The sequence below is a fragment of the Allobosea sp. genome (assembly GCF_030695125.1).
GTDB lineage: Bacteria > Pseudomonadota > Alphaproteobacteria > Rhizobiales > Beijerinckiaceae > Allobosea.
The window spans coordinates 39,759-53,018 of the sequence record NZ_JAUYTP010000012.1 but is presented as its reverse complement, the minus strand read 5'-3'; the positions used below and the strand labels follow the sequence as shown (position 1 = coordinate 53,018).

General features: G+C 68.0%; 16 protein-coding genes and 2 tRNA genes. 9 read left to right on the top strand and 9 right to left on the bottom strand.

All coding sequences use genetic code 11. The annotated features are described in order from the left end of the window. Positions 1-5: 5 nt before the first annotated feature. Genes aspS through Q8S38_RS03215 form a run of 5 tightly spaced genes read left to right on the top strand, consistent with a single transcriptional unit; the run spans position 6 to position 4,488 of the window. On the top strand, positions 6-1,784 hold the full coding sequence (gene aspS / locus Q8S38_RS03235) for an aspartate--tRNA ligase (RefSeq protein ID WP_305679000.1): 1,779 nt from the start codon (positions 6-8) through the stop codon (positions 1,782-1,784). Between the two features lie 7 nt (positions 1,785-1,791). Beyond that, the gene (locus Q8S38_RS03230; protein WP_305678987.1) at positions 1,792-2,163 is read left to right on the top strand and encodes a hypothetical protein; all 372 of its coding nucleotides are present in this window, start codon (positions 1,792-1,794) and stop codon (positions 2,161-2,163) included. An 18-nt stretch (positions 2,164-2,181) separates the two neighbouring features. Next, positions 2,182-2,481, top strand: coding sequence for a hypothetical protein (locus Q8S38_RS03225; protein ID WP_305678986.1), 300 nt, complete (start codon positions 2,182-2,184; stop codon positions 2,479-2,481). Between the two features lie 43 nt (positions 2,482-2,524). Next, on the top strand, positions 2,525-3,409 hold the full coding sequence (locus Q8S38_RS03220) for a glycosyltransferase family 2 protein (protein ID WP_305678985.1): 885 nt from the start codon (positions 2,525-2,527) through the stop codon (positions 3,407-3,409). Continuing rightward, on the top strand, positions 3,406-4,488 hold the full coding sequence (locus Q8S38_RS03215) for an acyltransferase family protein (RefSeq protein WP_305678984.1): 1,083 nt from the start codon (positions 3,406-3,408) through the stop codon (positions 4,486-4,488). The genes Q8S38_RS03220 and Q8S38_RS03215 overlap by 4 nt, the downstream gene beginning before the upstream one ends. On the opposite strand, the gene Q8S38_RS03210 is transcribed toward Q8S38_RS03215, so the two are convergent. From Q8S38_RS03210 to Q8S38_RS03200, 3 genes are all read right to left on the bottom strand, one after another. After that, on the bottom strand, positions 4,485-5,243 hold the full coding sequence (locus Q8S38_RS03210; protein WP_305678983.1) for a class I SAM-dependent methyltransferase: 759 nt from the start codon (positions 5,241-5,243) through the stop codon (positions 4,485-4,487). The two genes, Q8S38_RS03215 and Q8S38_RS03210, sit on opposite strands and share 4 nt — an antisense overlap. Positions 5,244-5,409: 166 nt before the next feature. Continuing rightward, a complete protein-coding gene (locus Q8S38_RS03205) occupies positions 5,410-6,033 on the bottom strand; it encodes a CatB-related O-acetyltransferase (RefSeq protein WP_305678999.1) in 624 nt (207 codons plus the stop codon). Positions 6,034-6,137: 104 nt separating this feature from the next. Next, positions 6,138-7,997, bottom strand: coding sequence for a hypothetical protein (locus tag Q8S38_RS03200; RefSeq protein WP_305678982.1), 1,860 nt, complete (start codon positions 7,995-7,997; stop codon positions 6,138-6,140). 164 nt (positions 7,998-8,161) lie between these two features. Here Q8S38_RS03200 and Q8S38_RS03195 point away from each other — a divergent pair, with 164 nt between their 5' ends. The 4 genes from Q8S38_RS03195 (at position 8,162) to Q8S38_RS03180 (ending at position 9,384) form a co-directional block, all read left to right on the top strand. Continuing rightward, the gene (locus Q8S38_RS03195; RefSeq protein WP_371125819.1) at positions 8,162-8,707 is read left to right on the top strand and encodes a DUF192 domain-containing protein; all 546 of its coding nucleotides are present in this window, start codon (positions 8,162-8,164) and stop codon (positions 8,705-8,707) included. A 71-nt stretch (positions 8,708-8,778) separates the two neighbouring features. Next, positions 8,779-8,855 (top strand) — tRNA-Pro (locus Q8S38_RS03190). A gap of 73 nt (positions 8,856-8,928) precedes the next feature. Continuing rightward, the gene (locus tag Q8S38_RS03185; protein ID WP_305678981.1) at positions 8,929-9,234 is read left to right on the top strand and encodes an ETC complex I subunit; all 306 of its coding nucleotides are present in this window, start codon (positions 8,929-8,931) and stop codon (positions 9,232-9,234) included. A 73-nt stretch (positions 9,235-9,307) separates the two neighbouring features. Continuing rightward, positions 9,308-9,384 (top strand) — tRNA-Arg (locus Q8S38_RS03180). 75 nt (positions 9,385-9,459) lie between these two features. Here the strand turns inward: Q8S38_RS03180 and Q8S38_RS03175 are convergent. The 6 genes from Q8S38_RS03175 to Q8S38_RS03150 form a co-directional block, all read right to left on the bottom strand. Continuing rightward, entirely contained in the window at positions 9,460-10,623 is a 1,164-nt protein-coding gene (locus Q8S38_RS03175; protein WP_305678980.1) for a hypothetical protein, read from the bottom strand. Beyond that, complete coding sequence (locus Q8S38_RS03170) at positions 10,608-10,889, bottom strand: hypothetical protein (RefSeq protein ID WP_305678979.1); 282 nt, start codon at positions 10,887-10,889, stop codon at positions 10,608-10,610. The genes Q8S38_RS03175 and Q8S38_RS03170 overlap by 16 nt, the downstream gene beginning before the upstream one ends. Next, on the bottom strand, positions 10,889-11,311 hold the full coding sequence (locus Q8S38_RS03165) for a DUF4326 domain-containing protein (protein WP_305678978.1): 423 nt from the start codon (positions 11,309-11,311) through the stop codon (positions 10,889-10,891). The genes Q8S38_RS03170 and Q8S38_RS03165 overlap by 1 nt, the downstream gene beginning before the upstream one ends. A gap of 166 nt (positions 11,312-11,477) precedes the next feature. Beyond that, positions 11,478-11,693 carry a hypothetical protein gene (locus tag Q8S38_RS03160; RefSeq protein WP_305678977.1) on the bottom strand — a complete coding sequence of 72 codons (216 nt, stop codon included), beginning with the start codon at positions 11,691-11,693 and terminating at the stop codon, positions 11,478-11,480. Then, positions 11,686-12,117, bottom strand: coding sequence for a hypothetical protein (locus Q8S38_RS03155; RefSeq protein WP_305678976.1), 432 nt, complete (start codon positions 12,115-12,117; stop codon positions 11,686-11,688). The genes Q8S38_RS03160 and Q8S38_RS03155 overlap by 8 nt, the downstream gene beginning before the upstream one ends. After that, positions 12,110-13,249, bottom strand: a complete 1,140-nt coding sequence (locus Q8S38_RS03150) for a DUF5131 family protein (RefSeq protein WP_305678975.1) — start codon at positions 13,247-13,249, stop codon at positions 12,110-12,112. The genes Q8S38_RS03155 and Q8S38_RS03150 overlap by 8 nt, the downstream gene beginning before the upstream one ends. Positions 13,250-13,260: the final 11 nt, after the last annotated feature.

Here is a 13,260-nt window from a genome sequence, read left to right as displayed (position 1 = left end):
TGACCTTGCATCGCTATCGTTCCCACACCTGCGGCGCCCTTCGCGAGGGCGACATCGGCTCCCAGGTCCGGCTCTCCGGCTGGTGCCACCGCATTCGAGACCATGGCGGCGTGCTGTTCATCGACCTGCGCGACCATTACGGCATGACGCAGGTCGTGATCGATCCGGATTCGCCGGCCTTCGCCGAGGCCGAGACGCTGCGCTCGGAGTGGGTCGTGCGCATCGACGGCAAGGTCAAGGCGCGCCTCGCCGGCACGGAGAACGCCAATCTGCCGACCGGCGCCGTCGAGGTCTTTGCCACCGGCATCGAGGTTCTCGGCGCGTCCGCCGAACTGCCCATGCCGGTCTTCGGCGATCTCGAATACCCCGAGGACACCCGGCTGAAGTACCGCTTCCTCGATCTGCGCCGCGAGAAGCTGCACGCCAACATCATGCTGCGCACCAAGGTCATCGACTCCATGCGCTCGCGCATGAAGGCCTCGGGTTTCTCGGAATTCCAGACCCCGATCCTGACCGCTTCATCGCCGGAAGGCGCGCGCGACTTCCTGGTGCCGAGCCGCCTGCATCCCGGCAAGTTCTACGCGCTGCCGCAGGCGCCGCAGCAGTACAAGCAGCTCCTGATGATGGCGGGCTTCGACCGCTATTTCCAGATCGCGCCCTGCTTCCGCGACGAGGACCCGCGCGCCGACCGGCTGCCGGGCGAATTCTACCAGCTCGACGTCGAGATGAGCTTCGTCGAGCAGGAAGACATCTTCGCCACGATGGAGCCGGTGATCTCCGGCATCTTCGAGGAGTTCGGCAACGGCAAGTCCGTCACCAAGACCTGGCCGCGCATCCCCTATGCCGAGGCGATCGCGAAATACGGCTCCGACAAGCCGGATCTGCGCAACCCGCTGGTGATGCAGGACGTCTCGGAGCATTTCCGCGGCTCCGGCTTCAAGGTCTTTGCGCGCATCCTCGAGGACGAGAAGAACCGTGTCTGGGCCATCCCCGGCCCCAAGGGCGGCTCGCGCGCCTTCTGCGACCGGATGAACTCATGGGCGCAAGGCGAGGGCCAGCCGGGTCTCGGCTATCTGATGATCAAGGAAGATGGCGAAGGGCAGGGGCCGATCGCCAACAACATCGGGCCCGAGCGCGTCGCTGCGATCATCGCCCAGATGGGCTTGCAGCCGGGCGACGCCTGCTTCTTCGCCGCCGGCAACCCCGACAAGTTCTACAAATTCGCCGGAGCGGCCCGCAACAAGGTCGGCCAGGAGCTTGGGTTGATCGACGAGAACGCGTTTGCCTTCGCCTGGATCGTCGACTTCCCGATGTTCGAGTACAACGAGGACGAGAAGAAGGTCGACTTCTCGCACAACCCCTTCTCGATGCCGCAAGGCGGGCTGAAGGCGCTGACCGAGGAAGATCCGCTCTCGCTGAAAGCCTTCCAGTACGACATCGCCTGCAACGGCTTCGAGCTGGCGTCGGGCGGCATCCGCAACCACAAGCCCGAGGCGATGGTGAAGGCCTTCGAGATCGCCGGCTATGGCGAGGAGACGGTGATCGAGCGCTTCGGCGGCATGTACCGCGCCTTCCAGTACGGCGCGCCGCCCCATGGCGGCATGGCGGCCGGCGTCGACCGGATCATCATGCTGCTCGCGGGCGCCACCAACCTGCGTGAGGTCGCGCTGTTCCCGATGAACCAGCAGGCGGTCGATCTGCTGATGGGTGCGCCGGCCGAGGCCTCGCCGAAGCAGCTGCGCGAGGCGCATCTGCGCATCAACGCCCCCGAGAAGAATAGCTGACATCGCCATGATCGTCCCGTTCCTCGCACGGCCGCTCGCGCTCGTCGGCCTTGTCGCGCTGCCGCTTGCGGCTTGCGTCTCCGGCCCGGCCAATCCCAGCGCCTCGCGCGCGGCTGAGCTCGCCAGCCTGGTCTCGCGCTCGGTCGCCTGCCGGGCCGGGGCGCCGCGCGCCAATACGCTGGAGCGCTTCATCGCCGCCGAACAGGCCCGCGGCGCGACGCCCGAGCAGCTCGCCAGCGCCCGCTCGACCTATGTCACCGTGTCCGAGGCGCAGACGATCAACCAGGGCATCAGGCCCCAGGCCTGCGCGCCCGACGAGCGCGCGGCCGTCCGCGAGAAGATGACCCAGGTTCGCGCCGGCGATTTCAGCGCGTTCTGAGCCGCACGTTCGACCGCGATGGCTTTGCCGAAACACTGTCTTGCCTGGCCGCTTCTGCTCGGCCTCTGCGCCTGCACCACGACCGGACCCGTGCCCGGCACGCCGGAATTCGCCGCCGCCCGGGTCTCGCGCGCCTATGATTGCGGCGTCAGGGTCGATCGCGGCCATGTGCTGGCCCGGCTGTCCCGCGCCGAGCGCCAGCGTTTTACCATGGCCAACGCCGCTTTCGCCGTGAAGTCCTACAAGGCGCCGCGCGCCTGCGACGCCGCCGAGCGCGCTGCCGTGCAACGCGATGTCGCGGCGCTGGCCCGGCCCTGAATTTCGCTTGCGTCAGATCGGCCAACGCGGCCACAAGGCGCCGATGTCCACCGCCAGCCCGATCACCGCCATCGTCGTGACCTATGACAGTGCCGAGGTGCTCCCGGCCTGCCTGGCCGCGTTGGCTGCCGAGGGCGTGCCTGCGATCGTGGTCGACAACGCCAGCGGCGACAACAGTGCCGAGATCGCCCGCACGCAGGGCGCGACCGTTCTCGTCAACCGCCGCAACGAAGGCTATGGCCGCGCCAATAACCGGGGCGTCGCCGCCAGCGCCACCCCTTTCGTTCTGATCGTCAACCCCGATGTTGCGATCCGGCCCGGCGCCGTCATCGCGCTGCTTGAGGCGGCCGAGCGCTATCCTGATGCCGCTGTTCTGGCGCCGCGCATCGTCGAGCCCTCGGGCCGCGTCTTCCTGCAGCCGCGCTCGCTGCTCTCACCGGACCATCTCAACCGCGCCGGAGCGATGGCGATCCCCGAGGGCGACGCCTGCCTGCCCTTCCTGTCGGGAGCCTGCCTGCTGATCCGCCGCGAGGTGTTTGCGGCGCTGGGCGGCTTCGATCCGGCGATCTTCCTGTTCTATGAGGACGACGATCTCTGCCGGCGCCTGCGCGATACCGGCCATGCGCTCGTTCATGTCCATGGCGCCGAGGCCGGGCATGGCCGGGGACGCTCGACCGCCCCCTCGGCCGCGCGCCGCTTCAAGGCGCGCTGGCACCTCGCCTGGTCGGAAGCCTATGTCGCCGCCAAATACGGTCTGCCGCGGCCGGGCCTGACCCGGATCCTCGAAAACCTCGCCAAGGCGGCCGGATATGCGATGCTGTTCAGGCGTGAGAAGATGTTCGCCCATGCCGGCTCCGCGGCCGGGGCGCTGGCCTGGCGGCGCGGTCTGAGCGCCACCCAACGCGAGGGCCTGGAGGCACCGGCGTGAACGGGTTTTCGGGTCTCAGCGTCGGCGAGGCGATGGCGCGCCCGCATAACAATTTCGGCCTGCTGCGGCTGATCCTGGCGCTCGCGGTGGTGGTCTCCCATGCCTTCAGCGTCGCGACGGGTCGCGTCGAGGACGAGCCCTGGGCCCAGACCACCGGCTTCACCCTGGGCGAACATGCGGTCAACGGCTTCTTCGCGATCTCGGGATTCCTGGTGACGATGAGCTATGACCGGCGCGGCTGGCGCGATTATCTGCTGGCACGGAGCCTGCGGATTGCGCCGGGCCTGATCGCCGCGACGCTGCTGGTCTCGCTGGGCCTGGGCGCCGCGATGACGCAGCTCGATCTCGGCGCCTATCTCGCCGATCCGCAGCTTCACCGCTTCATCACCGGCACCCTGACGACCTTCAAGAGCGCGGCGGCGCTGCCGGGCGTCTTCGAGGACAATCCGTTGCCCTTTCCGATGGGCACGGTCTGGACCCTGAAATACGAGACGATTTGCTATCTCGGGGTGGTGCTGGGGGGCTTGCTGGGTCTGCAGGGGCGGCCCAGGCTGGTGCTCGCGCTGGGGATCGCCCTGCTGGCAGCGACGATTCTGCGCGAGATCGTTGCCCCTGACGGCCCCAAACGCATCGAGACGGCACTGCGCTTGCCGCTGATCTTCCTCGTCGGCGGGCTGATCTATCTCTTCCGCGCGCGGATTCCCGTTTCGCTTCCGGGGCTGGCCCTCGCGCTGGTCGGGCTCGTCGTGCTGTCGCCGACGCCGCTCTACAAGCCTGCGCTCTATCTGGTCACGGCCTGGGGCGTGCTGGTGCTGGCGCTTGCGCCCGCCTTGACGCAACGGAGCACCGAGCCACCGGCCGATCTCTCCTATGGCGTCTATCTCTATGGCTGGCCGGTGCAGCAGGCGGGCCAGGCGCTGTTTCCGGAATGGGGCGCCTTCGCCCTGTTCTGGCCCGGGCTCGCCGTCACGCTGGTCGTGGCCTATCTGTCCTGGATCCTCGTCGAGGAGCCGGCGCTGGGGCTCAAACGGCGGCTGATCGCCAGCTCGCTTGCGCTGGATCCAGCGATCCGTCGCTAGAGGTGAAGGTCCTTCAGCGGCGTCACGATGATGCGCCTGATTTCGCGCATCTGCCGCAGCACCAGCCGGGTCTTTTTCAGCAGCGTGCTTCCTGAAGCGAGCAGGTCCGCCTCTCGCGCCGCGAAGGCGTTCAGCCCCGTCTGGGGGCCGATCGCGCTGATCGCGCCGACCACGTCCGTCGCGCTGTTGCGGCCCATGACGGCCAAGACCTCCTCGATGGCCGGCTTTGCGGCGCGCAGGCTCTTGCCGATCGTCTGGCGCAGAGCGTCGTCGAAGGCACCCTCGGTGTCCTGGACGGGCTTTTGCATGACGGCGCTCGAATCCCGCCACTGGATTCCCTTGCGATAGGCGGGAACCCACTGGACCTGTGCTTCGAGCAGGTTCAGCCCGGCATAACGCGCGAGTGCGGGAAAGGCATCGTCGTAGAAGCGCCAGCAATCGACCGGGAAGCGGTGGCGCGGCCCCCCGCCGGGCGAGGTGATGAAAGCCAGACCGTTGCCCTTCAGCACCCGGGTGATCTCGAGGATCGTGATCCAGAAATATTCGGCGTGCTCGAACACCTCCGAGCAGGTCACGACATCGATCGAGCCGCTCGCGATCTCGCGCCAATCATAAGGGTCGGCCACGACGACATCGACATTGTGGCCCGGCTCGATATCGAGCCCGATCATCCGCCAGTCCGGATTGGCCATCGCCGAACGATTGGCCAGGCTTTGCCCATCGACCGTGGCGGAGCCGACGTCGAGGACGGTCAAAGGGGTGGCTTCACAACCGGAAAGATAGGCGCCCCGAAAAACGCAAGCCTTGTCGTAGGCCGATGCATGCATGAACAACGCCACTGTCAGCGCGCCCCAGCGGCGCGTCGATTTCAATGGTCAATTGTTTCTGAATATACAATTGAAATTTCTCAGCGGCACGTCGTCACGTCGAGCCCGATGTTGTTGAGCCTTCCTCGGCGCCGACCGGAGAGGGAAGATCATCGACGCGGCTCGACATCAAAACCGGCAGAAAACCTGCAATTTCATCGCGCGGCCGCAGCCACCAGCGGCTGGCCAGGAGAGCCGCGACCTGGGCCTCGTCGAAGCGCTGCCGCAGCACCCGCGCCGGGTTGCCGCCCACGATCGCGTAGGGTGGCACGTCGCGCGTCACCACCGCACGCGCCGCGACGACGGCGCCGGTGCCGATGCTGACGCCCGACAGCACCATGCATTGCGAGCCGAGCCAGACGTCATGGCCGATCGTGACGTCGCCCCGCGTCATATGGCTGCCGCCGACACCCGCGGCTTCCGGCCAGAGGCCGGGCAACGCCGGGAAGGGGTAGGTCGTCACCCAGTCGGTGCGATGATTGCCGCCGAGCAGGATTTCGACGCCATCGGCAATCGAGCCGTAGCGGCCGATCGTCAGCCGGGCACCGCTTTCGGCGAAGCGCACCTTGGGCCGACCATAGGTCCAGGCGCCGACCGCGATCTGACCGGGCCGCCGCGCAATGAGCTTGGCCAGGTGGAGACGCGCCTGGTTGTCCGGGTTGAAGCGCTTGCGCAGCAAGCTGTTGGCCGCAGGCGCCAGCCCCGCCCACCAGGCGACGAGCGGGCCCGGCCGCCAGCCGGCGTCCTCCGGTGGGAGGAGCCCGGCCGGGTCCGTCACGGTCGTCACTGCGAATCGGCCTTGAGATCGATCTTGTCGAGCAGTTCGGTGGGATCGGTGATGGTGATGACGTCGGCCAGGCCAAGCCCGCTGGCAGACTTCGCCCGGGCGTCGAGCGTCAGCGTGCCGGGCTTGGCGGCGAAACGCGACACCGCCGCCGTCAGCGTCTTGGCGGCATCGGAGGGGCCGAGGATCGAGGCCAGGCCGAGACTGGCGATCATCGCGAATTGCTGGCGCATCTCGTCGGGCCTGCGGCCGGCCTTGCGGGCTTCGTTGGCGATCAGCTTCTCGACCAGCCCGAAATTCTCGAGCTTGGCGGTCAGCCCGCGCGCGGTCGCACCCAGCGCCGCGACCTGCGCCAGCGCCATGTCGTTGGAGAACAGATCCTTGGTGACGTTGCCGAGCGTCGCGGACGCCTCCAGCCGCGCCAGCCCGGCGCCGCCGAACGCGATCTGGCGGATGGCGAGTTCATTGCGCGCCGCCTCCCAGGCGAGATCGATCTTGGCCGAGAGGTCGAGCGAGCGGATGCCCATGGCGATCAGGTCCCGGGCGGCGGGATTGCCCGTTCCTTCGGAGATCGGCGCGAGAAGCTTGTCGACGGTCACGACGAGGCTGGTGGGAATGCCGTTGAGCTGCTCGCCGGCCTTCAGTTCGAACGTCCCGAGCCCGATCTTGATCGGCTGGCCGCCCGGCAGCATCGGCGGGGCGTCGACCGAAAGCCCGGCGAGGCGCATCGTGCCGAGCGTCGGGATGTAGCGCCGCCAGTCGAACGCATCCGCCCCGGCAGACGGCCTGGCGAGATCCTCGCGCAAGGCCTTGATGACCGGGCCGTAGGAGAAGCCGGAATAGCTGATCGAATCGATCAGCCCCTTGGCACCGCCGCCGGCGAACTGCAGCCCCTCGACCGAAAAACCCGACTTCGCCGCCGCGTCGTCGCCATAGGCGATGCGGGCGATCTTGACCGTGACGGGCTCGGGCTTGACGCCAGGCCTGCCTGCGGGCGTGGGGTCGACCACGGTCATCGTCATGTCGCGGATGTCGCCGCTGCCGTAGTCGATCCGATCGTAGAGCGCGAGCAGGGCTTCGCCCATGCGCTTCTCCGCATCGCCGGTCGTCGGGTTTGGCCTGGCGGCGCCAGGCCTTGTCGAGCCAGGCCTCGTCGAGCCGGGCTTGGTCTCGCTGGCGGCGACCTCCGCGGCCAGCGACATCGCGCGGTTGAAGACCTCGCCCAGCGGCTCCTCGCCGACGCGGGCGCCAAAATCGCGCCCGATCATCTTGCCGAGGCTGACCTGGCCGGCCGCGCCCATGTCGACGGTGTAGCCGTCCTGCTCGAAGCGCCGTACCAGCGGCCGGGCCGGCTCGTTGCCGCCAGGCGTGGCGCGTTCGGTCATCACGCGTGCGGTCTGCCGCAGGTCGAGCCCCTCGAAGCCCATGCGCTGCAGCGTGCCGGTGATCTTGCCCGATTGCGGGTTCTCGCCGCTGAGCGTGCCGCCCGCCGCTTCGCCGCGCCCGACGACGCCGTCCCGAATCGCCGAGAACCGGACGTCGCGATAGGTCGTGGCCTGCTTCTGCTGGCCCAGGCTGTGCTCGAAGACGAGTTCGGGCGCGGTGATCTCGCTCGCGTTCAGGCGGTCGATGCGGGCGACCGCGCTCTCGCTGCTCCTGGTGTCGAGCAGCGCGCGGAAGGCCTCCCGCTCCAGCGACGAGCCCTTGACCATCAGCCGGGGCGCCGAGATCACCACTGCCCCGAAATCGAGGCGGACATTGTCGAGCTGGAAATCGGCGGCCGCGACGGGCTGGACAAGCGCCAGCGCGGTGAGGGCAATGGCGGCGCTGAACCGATGGCGAAGGCGCGCTGCGGTCATGATGGTCTCCTGATCTGTGGCGGCGACCCTGCCGCAACCGGGCCGGGAAGGAAAGACGCCGCCGCTTCCGCCCGCGGACGAAAAGCTTGACCCCTGGCCGCGCTTGGCCGGTATCTGTCGCAGATTCGCCATCTCCGCCATCATAGCTTTGCAGGATCACACGCATGAAGCCGACACGGATGGAGCCGAGACCGATGCAGGCCAAGACCCGTTTCCCCGCCGCCTGCATCGCAGCGGCCGGCCTGGCCTTCGCGGCGGCCCTCGCAGCGCCCGTGCCGAGCGCGTCGCAGCCCTTGCGCCTGGCGCAGGCGACTCCCGCCGCACCGGCCGCGGCGCTGGAAACGCTGGCGATCGTCAGCGCCGACAAGCGCCACGCCTTCCAGGTCGAGGTCATGCGCACGCCCGAGCAGCGGGCGAGGGGGCTGATGCATCGCCGCTACATGCCCGCCGATCGCGGCATGCTGTTTGATTTCGCGCGCGTCGAGCCGGTCGCGATGTGGATGGAGAACACCTTCATCCCGCTGGACATGCTGTTCATCCGCGCCGACGGGACCATCGCCAGGATCGCCGAGAACACCGAGCCCTTGTCGCAGCGCACGATTCCCTCAGGCGAGCCCGTGCTGTCGGTGCTGGAGATCAATGGCGGCGTTAGCCGGACGCTCGGCATCAAGCCGGGCGATCGCATCGAGCATCCCTTGTTCAAACGCTGAGCCGCCCGGGCTTTCGCTTGCGGCAAGGCGGCCGGACGTGATAGCCAACCGGCTCGCCGGAATGACCACGTCGGGGTATAGCGCAGCCCGGTAGCGCATCTGCTTTGGGAGCAGAGGGTCCCAGGTTCGAATCCTGGTGCCCCGACCATTTTCGGTGTCGCTGGATTCGCTTATGCGAACCGCTAGCGAGCCAGGATTTCAGGTGAGGGCAAGCGAGAGCCATGACCGCACGCATCTACCGCCCCGCCCGCACAGCCATGCAGTCGGGCACCGCCAAGACCGAGCGCTGGCTGCTCGAATATGAGCCGGAGCAGCCGCGCCAGATCGAGCCGCTGATGGGCTGGACGTCGTCGGGCGACATGAAGAGCCAGCTCAAGCTCTGGTTCGACAGCGAGGCGGAGGCCGTGGCCTATGCCACCCGCAACGGCATCGCCTATCGTGTCGAGCAGCCCAACGAGCCGCAACGCCGCACCGTGGCCTATTCCGACAATTTCAAGTTCTCGCGTCTGGGACAGTGGACGCATTGAATTCCTGAGACAGGCGCAGGCTTGGGCCTGAGCCTTTGATGAGACAGGCGAAGGGGACGATGCCTTCGCTTGCGGGCCCGTAGCTCAGATGGATAGAGCAGCAGCCTTCTAAGCTGCTGGTCGCTGGTTCGAATCCAGCCGGGCTCGCCAACTTATCAAGGGCTTAGCCGCCCTTGTCGGCCGTATTGAGTTGGAAGAGGGGTGCTGTTTTCCAACTCGGTTTCATTATTCGTTCCCGGCCCTGCGCTTCTGGCGCCCCGCCAGCCGGGCTTTGTCGAACTCGATGACGGCGTCGTGGTCGACCGGCGCATAGGTCTTGTGCAGTGCGTTGGAGGTCTGGATGCTGTTGGCGAGCTTCGCCGAGAGCAGCCCCGGGTTTGACACCCCGCTGGCGTTGGCCTCGCCGCTGCCCGAGCGCCTCATGTCGCGCAGCTGGCGATCGTCGCCCGGGTCGCGGATCGCGGCGAAGGCCTTCGCCAGCTCGTGATCGCGGAAGGGCTGGCCGTTGGGCTTGCGGAAGACATAGCCATCGGGAAGGTGCTCGACGCCCTGCCAGACGGCTTCGCAGAGCCGTTGCGTTCGTGGCCCGACCGTCCCGATCGCCGCCCTGCCAGTCTTGATGCGGCCATCCTCGGTGCGATCGAAGAACAGGGCCTTGCGCCGGCCCTGCTTCCGGTAGGCGACATGCTTGCCGGCGAGAAGGCGGACATCGCCCGGTGAGAACAGGGTGTCCCAGGTGACCGCGATGATGCAGGCGAGCTGGAGTTGGCGTGCCCGAATCGCGCGCTTGACCAGGATGACCGCCTCGCCCTCGCTGTAAGTCTGCCAGCGCGGCGCCGGCGCCTTGTTCCGCATCCCGAGCGACGGGTCGTCGCCCCTGGCGACCTTCAGCGCCCGCATGATCTTCCAGAGCTTGCGCCAGAACTTCAGCGTCTTGTGGGCGACGCCGACGCCGTGATCCTCGACCAGTTCCTTGCGCCATTCCGAGATCAACTCGAAGGTCATCGTGTCGGGGTCGGCCTCGGCCCAGGCATCGCGAACGCGGTACCAGGCCGGCCAGAGCACCTTCGTCCTGGTGCTGTAGGGGATGGCCCGCCATTCCTCTGTGCGGATCCAGCGCTGGAAGGCCTCGCCGATCGACCGGGGAGGGTAGCGGCGTGCCGCCTCGGCGACCTCGCGGGAGGCGTCTTTCGAGACGGGCGGGTGCTCTTCATTGTTGAGGACCTTGAGCCAGGCCTCATACAGGCCGAGCGCGACCTTGCGGCTGCGGTCGTCGTCCCGGCCGAGCGGCTTCGGCAGGAAACCTTGCTCCTGCATCGCCTTCGTCGGCTGCCAGTAGCGCTTGCCGTTTTTGACCGGGGAATAGGGGATCTTCACGCCGTGCCCCATTTGCGCTGTCTCCGCTCCGCCGCCAGGGTTGCAGCGTTGCGTGCGGCGGGGGCGATCGTCAATTCCGGGAAGAGGTGCGGCGCGCGTGATCGGCGCCAGCGCTCGACGGCTTCAGGGTCGAATCGGCCGGTCATAGGGTCTGCCGCCGGGAAGCCGCGCTTGAGATAATCCGCCATCCGTTCGTTGAAGGCTCGCGCGCTGTCATAGCCCAGCGCCGCCGCGACCTCGGCCGGCGTGAGATCGGCGATCAGCCGGGCGCGGGGCATCAGCGCACCGCCTCGCAGATCGGCCGCAGGGCGGCGCGGCGGGTCTCGACATCGTCGTTGTTGACCCAACCCAGCAGCACGGCGGCGTGGCAGAGATCGGCCTCTCCGGGTTTCGGCAGCCGGCACCAGCAGGCGAGGTTCTTGGCCCTCAGCCGCCGGGTCTGCGCCTCGACGACATAAGGATAGGCACGGGCGGCTTCGAAGACGCCGTCGCCCAGGGTGAGCGGCACCAGGCCGTCGCAGATTGCGAGGAACAGCCGGACGCATTCGGCCCTTGTGCCGTGTTTGCCGACGACGAACGGATTCCCGAGGATCGATGGGCGAGCCACGTTGACCGCATCGAAGCCGTTCCTGGCCTGCGACAGGGCTTGCAGGTCAAAGCCCTTGCGGCGCGAGAGCTGAAGGCGGATGGGGTTGGTCATGCCGTCACCTTGTCGACGACCATGGCGCCGGCGGCGATCGCCAGGCAGGCGGCGACGAAGCCGCGCATCTCGTCCGGCATGGTCGGGGCCAGGGCGCGAAGCATCTCAACCGCGCCGAAGCCGGCGGCAGCTACCAGGGCGAACAATGCAAAGAGCGGGAGCCGGGTCATCGCGCGAGTGCCGTGTTGAGGTCGGCCTGCCGCTGCTGTTCCCGCCGCCAGTGCAGATAGCAGCCGCGTTTCTCGGCGCGCGGGCACCCGTCCCACCAATGGTAGCAGGAGCCGGGGCCGGCGGCCGGGTCGCGACCGCAGGCGTGCTTGCCCTTCGGCCGGGACCATCTCGTCGGTTGCGGCAGCGGGAGAGAGGCTTGAATCTCACCCATGGCTGGCCTCCCGCTGCCGCTCCAGCTGGTCGGCCGCCGCATCGGCGCCGAAGCGGAACTCCTCGATCAGGATGGTCGCCAGCTCGCGCCAGGGCGTGTCTTCGCGACATGCGCCGGCGGTGGCGCAAAGCGCCGTGTGCCCCATGACGCGGGCGAGCTGAAGGATCGCGCCAACGAAGTCGCCGCCCTCCGCCGCCTCCGCCTCCCGCAGCCCTTCTATCGCTGCGATGCCCATGACGCGCAGCAGCCGGACCATGATGCGCTCTTCAGCCGTGGCGGCCGTGTCGGCCCAGGCCTGATTGCGGGCCATCTCGGCGACATAGTCTTCGAACTGCTCTCCCCGGCTTTCGCCGAGAAACTGCGCCAGATTGGGCATGGGGCGCGCCTGGCTGCCGAGCAGTCCCCGCCGCTTCGCCTCACCCATGACGAACCTCCGGCATCGCGTCATGCGTCACGCCGTCCAGGAGGCGGCCGGCGCGGGCCTTGCCGACTTTCCAGAGGCCTGTTTCCCCAAGATCGGAATCGGCGCAGCGATCGAGCGGAATGTCGACTCCGCCGATCTCGATGGTGCCATCCTCCAGGGCGATGGCGCTGCCGGTATTGCTGATGCCGGAAAAGCCTTGGCCATCCGGGTGCCACTCCCCCCACTGCTTGAAGAAAAAGGCCGTGCCGGCGGCGGCGCATTGGTCGCGGATCGCGCGCGCCCAGCCGGGGTGCATCGGCCGGGCGTTCGGGCCGCTCTCGCCGCCGACGATCACCCAATCAAGGCCGGAGCGCCCCCGCTCCCAATCGCCCTTACCGCGCTGGCAATTGTAAAGAGGCGGGTGCCCCTTCTCGCACCATGCGCAGTCGCCCCAGCATTCGCTGTCGAGCGCGCTCTCGCCGTGCCACGCGGCCTCGAAATCGATCGGCGCGAGCAGCGGCTCGGCGCTGACGAAGCGGATCGCGGCCGGGGTCGCCAGCAGATCGGGGATGCGCTCGTCGGCGCGGCGCTGGTCCTCGGCGCTGACGCCGAGCCAGACATTGGGGAGAACGCGAAGCTGCGGCTGATAGTTGGCCATCAGATTGCGTTCTGTCGCGATCTCGACCGCCCGCTGCCAGATGATCGACATGCTGTCGCAGATGCCGCCTTCGTGGCGCACCTTCTCGAAATAGCCCCGCATCCGCGTGCTGCGCTTCGTCAGGATCTGGTAGCTGTGCTGCGGGGTCAGCGCCATCACCGCGAAGACGCGGTCGATCCATGCGTCGGGCACGTCCTCATGGAAGAGGTCGCCCATGCTGTTGACGAAGATGCGGCGCGGGCGCTTCCAGCGCAGGGGCTGGGTCAGCGTCGCGTCGGAGGCCAGAGCGACCTTGCCGGTCCAGACCGGCTTGCCCTTCACCGTCTCGACCGTGCCGTCATAGGTCGATGCGCGGTTAAGGCCCGCCGCGCAGCGGACGATGCGGGCGGCCTGGCCCATGGCGTAGCAGTTGGTGCAGCCTGGCGAGACGAGGCTGCAGCCGACGACGGGATTCCAGGTCGCGTCCGTCCATTCGATGCCGGTGTGGTCAGTCACGATCTCGCTCC